The following is a 3,320-nucleotide window of genomic DNA, read 5'->3' as shown; positions in this document are numbered from 1 at the left end:
GTCCACATGGTGATGCCACGGAGTCTGAAAACTCCGCAACGAACAGTTGGACCTCTTGCGTCGGGAGGGTGGCGGAATACAACACCCTCGCGGGGAATACGTCGCACCGTTCGTTGCACGGTTTTCAGCCTCCCGACTCCCTCGCCATCCCGGCGAGGGAGATTCTCTGGAGAGCGCCACCATGCATTCCCATGACGAAGAAGTCTCCCCCGCCACCGCCCCACGCATCACCCTCCACTGGCACACGCCGAAGAGCGTGCTGGTCGGCCGGCTGGGCCGGGATCAGCCCCAACCCGGCGAACTGCTCATCCCCTGCCTGAAACTGCGCGGCATGTGGCTCTGCGATGCCGGCATCGCGGCGGGAACCCGCCTGAAGGTGGAGGTCTATGACGGCGCCATTCTGCTGCGCGTTCCCGATCCGGCGGTGTCCATCGCGCTGCGGCCGCTCAAGCGCCGGCGCTATCGGCTGCAGTCCCTGCGGTGAACGCCTGCCGGTTCGGGCCTGGAAAGCAGCGACGCATGGCGTCGCTCTACGACGGGGCGCCATTGGCCTACAATCCTCCCTCCCCCAGCATGATCAGCGGCATGCACGGTTCCTGCGCCCGCCGCCTGGACCACGCCGCCTACAGGCAGAGAACCCGCAATGAGAAGTCATGACAGCAGCAAGCGCATCCTGGTCACCGGTGGTGCCGGGTTCCTCGGCTCGCACCTGATCGAGCGCCTGCTTGAGCAGGGCCACGAAGTGGTCTGCGCGGACAACCTGTTCACCGGCAGCAAGCGCAACATCGCGCACCTGCTGGGCAACCCGAACTTCGAGTTCCTGCGCCATGACGTGACCTTCCCGCTGTACATCGAGGTCGACCAGATCTGGAACCTGGCCTGCCCGGCCTCGCCGATCCACTACAGCCATGACCCGGTGCAGACCACCAAGACCTCGGTGCATGGCGCGATCAATCTGCTTGGGCTGGCCAAGCGGCTGAACTGCCGGATCTTCCAGGCCTCCACCAGTGAGGTCTACGGTGACCCAAGCGTGCACCCGCAGCGCGAGGAGTACTGGGGCAACGTGAACCCGATCGGGCCGCGCTCGTGCTACGACGAAGGCAAGCGCTGCGCGGAGACCTTGTTCTTCGACTACCACCGCCAGCATGGGCTGGACATCAAGGTGGCGCGCATCTTCAACACGTATGGCCCGCGCATGCACCCCAATGACGGGCGCGTGGTGTCCAACTTCATCGTGCAGGCGCTGCGCGGCGAGAACATCACCATTTACGGCGAAGGCCAGCAGACGCGGTCGTTCTGCTACGTGGACGATCTGATTGAAGGCTTCATCCGCCTGATGGCCACCGACACCGATTTCACCGGGCCGTGCAACCTGGGCAACCCGGCCGAGATGACCATCCGCGAGCTGGCCGAAACGGTGATTGCGTTGACCAATTCCGGTTCGAAGCTGGTGTTCAAGCCGCTGCCGCAGGACGACCCGATGCAGCGCCAGCCGGATATCACGCTGGCCAAAAGCCGGTTGGATGGCTGGGAGCCGCAGGTGAAGCTGGAGGATGGATTGCGGCGGACGATTGCGTATTTTGATGGGTTGTTGAGCGACTGAGGCAGGCGCTCCGTTTGGGGTCATGCGTTCCCGGGCGTTGGGCCGGCGCGTGCAGTCGTTTGGGAACCGACCCTACCGTGCCTGCCGATTCGGGCGGGGACGGCAGCGGACTAACAGTCCGCTCTACCCCGTCGGGTTTACACGGTCCGCTCTATTGGCCGCACTGGTAGGTGACGTCCTGGCGGCTGTGGCGGAACGGGTCGGTCAGGTCGTCGGAATATTTGCCGAGCAGCAGGCGCTGCTTGGGCAGGAAATGCTGCCGGTAGAAGCGGCTCATGGCCGCCACGCGGCGGCCCTTGTCGGTGAGCAGCACGCAGCCGTGCTCGATGCGCACGGTGCCCGAGCTTTCCTGTTCGGTCAGCCGTACGTCCACCAGCCGGTGTTCCACCATGTATTCCTTCGTGAACACGTCCTGGAAGGCGTCCTGGCGGATGCCGCCACCGCGCTGGTCCAGCTTTTCCAGGATGTAGAAGGAGAGCGAACGGTCGATCACGGTCGGTACCGAGATGGCGAACCCGTAGCCGCCCAGCAGCCACACCATCACCAGCAGCACTTTCTCTGTCAGCGTGAACCGGCGCAGCGCCGGCACCAGCAGCAACAGCCCGGTCAGCACGGCGGCCAGCAGCGCATCGCCGATTGCCGCGTAGAACACCACGTCCACGCTGAAGAAACGCACGTGCAGGAAATGGATGCCCAGCAGCAGCACCACGTAGATGGCGGTCAGCAGCAGTGCGTTGCGCAGGGTTTTCATGACTTGAATACCAACAGGCGGTTGCCCAGGAACGAAAGGATGAACTGGATGATGCTGATCAGCACGAAGCCCACGCGGTAATCGAACTTCAGCAGGTCCGACCATAGCGCCATCAACCCGCCGTTCACCAGCGCGATGGCGGCATACAGCAGCACGAACCGCCACAGCTGCCCCGTGGCACGCGCCTGGGTCGCGGCGAACACGAAGAACCGGTTGCCCAGGAAGGACGCCACGATGGCCACTGCTGCCGCCAGCAGATTGGCCACGCCCTTGGAGGGCACATGTACCACCTCCACCAGCAGGGTCAGCACCGCGAAGTGCACGCCCGTCGCCACCAGTCCATTGATGACGTAACGCAGCAGCTGGCGGATATCAGCGCTGCGCGACATCGGCGGGAACCTCGATCACACCGGCAAGGTATTCACGGTAGGCACCAGGCTTCTGGATGGTGCCGCGGACGATGCCACTGAGCATCAGTGTCATCAGGGTGAGCGTGCCGGTCTGCAGGAACACCAGGAACAGCACCCCGAGCGCCATCGAGAACCAGCCCGGCGTGGCATAGCCCGCCAACTTGAGCAGGGTGGCCACCACGGCCAGCACGATCGAGGCCGAGGACACCAGCACGCACATCAGGCCCACCCGCACCAGCACATCCTCGGCGAACACCATCAGCGCGCGGAACCCATGGAGGGTAAGCCCCACGAAGTTCATCTTGCTCTGCCCGGCATAGCGCGGCCCACGATCGATCGGGCACACCGCCAGGCGCAGTTTGCTGGCGATAAGGCCGGCGGCCACATGGGTCCAGACCTCGTGCATCGCGTTGAGCCGGTGCAGCGCACCGACCTTGATCGCCATGAAGTTGCCGAAGCTGATGGTGCGCCCGGTGAGCAGCTGGAAGATGAATTTGTACACCACGTAGAACGCGCGGAAGCGCAGCGTTTCCACCCGGCTCCTGCGCCGCGCCAC

4 protein-coding genes and 1 pseudogene are annotated in these 3,320 nt (G+C 64.3%); 2 read left to right on the top strand and 3 right to left on the bottom strand.

All coding sequences use genetic code 11. The features are described from left to right. The first annotated feature begins 181 nt into the window (after positions 1–181). Complete coding sequence (locus ACREPD_RS21930) at positions 182–484, top strand: hypothetical protein (RefSeq protein ID WP_431601254.1); 303 nt, start codon at positions 182–184, stop codon at positions 482–484. 159 nt (positions 485–643) lie between these two features. Next, positions 644–1,603: a UDP-glucuronic acid decarboxylase family protein gene (locus ACREPD_RS21925; RefSeq protein WP_431601253.1), complete on the top strand. Its 960-nt coding sequence runs from the start codon at positions 644–646 to the stop codon at positions 1,601–1,603. A gap of 151 nt (positions 1,604–1,754) precedes the next feature. Here the strand turns inward: ACREPD_RS21925 and ACREPD_RS21920 are convergent, their stop codons facing one another. From ACREPD_RS21920 to ACREPD_RS21910, 3 genes and pseudogenes are all read right to left on the bottom strand, one after another. Continuing rightward, positions 1,755–2,354, bottom strand: a complete 600-nt coding sequence (locus ACREPD_RS21920) for a hypothetical protein (protein WP_431601252.1) — start codon at positions 2,352–2,354, stop codon at positions 1,755–1,757. Next, positions 2,351–2,743 (bottom strand): GtrA family protein, encoded by a 393-nt coding sequence (locus ACREPD_RS21915; RefSeq protein WP_431601251.1) that lies wholly within the window; start codon positions 2,741–2,743, stop codon positions 2,351–2,353. Before ACREPD_RS21915 ends, ACREPD_RS21920 begins: the two co-directional genes overlap by 4 nt. Then, positions 2,727–3,320 (bottom strand): annotated as a pseudogene (locus tag ACREPD_RS21910) (glycosyltransferase); the annotation flags it as partial. The pseudogene ACREPD_RS21910 and the gene ACREPD_RS21915, both read right to left, overlap by 17 nt.

Origin of the sequence: Stenotrophomonas sp., assembly GCF_050737075.1 — a bacterium.
GTDB lineage: Bacteria > Pseudomonadota > Gammaproteobacteria > Xanthomonadales > Xanthomonadaceae > Stenotrophomonas.
The sequence above is the reverse complement of the archived record's forward strand: the minus strand, read 5'-3'. Positions and strand labels throughout refer to the sequence as shown.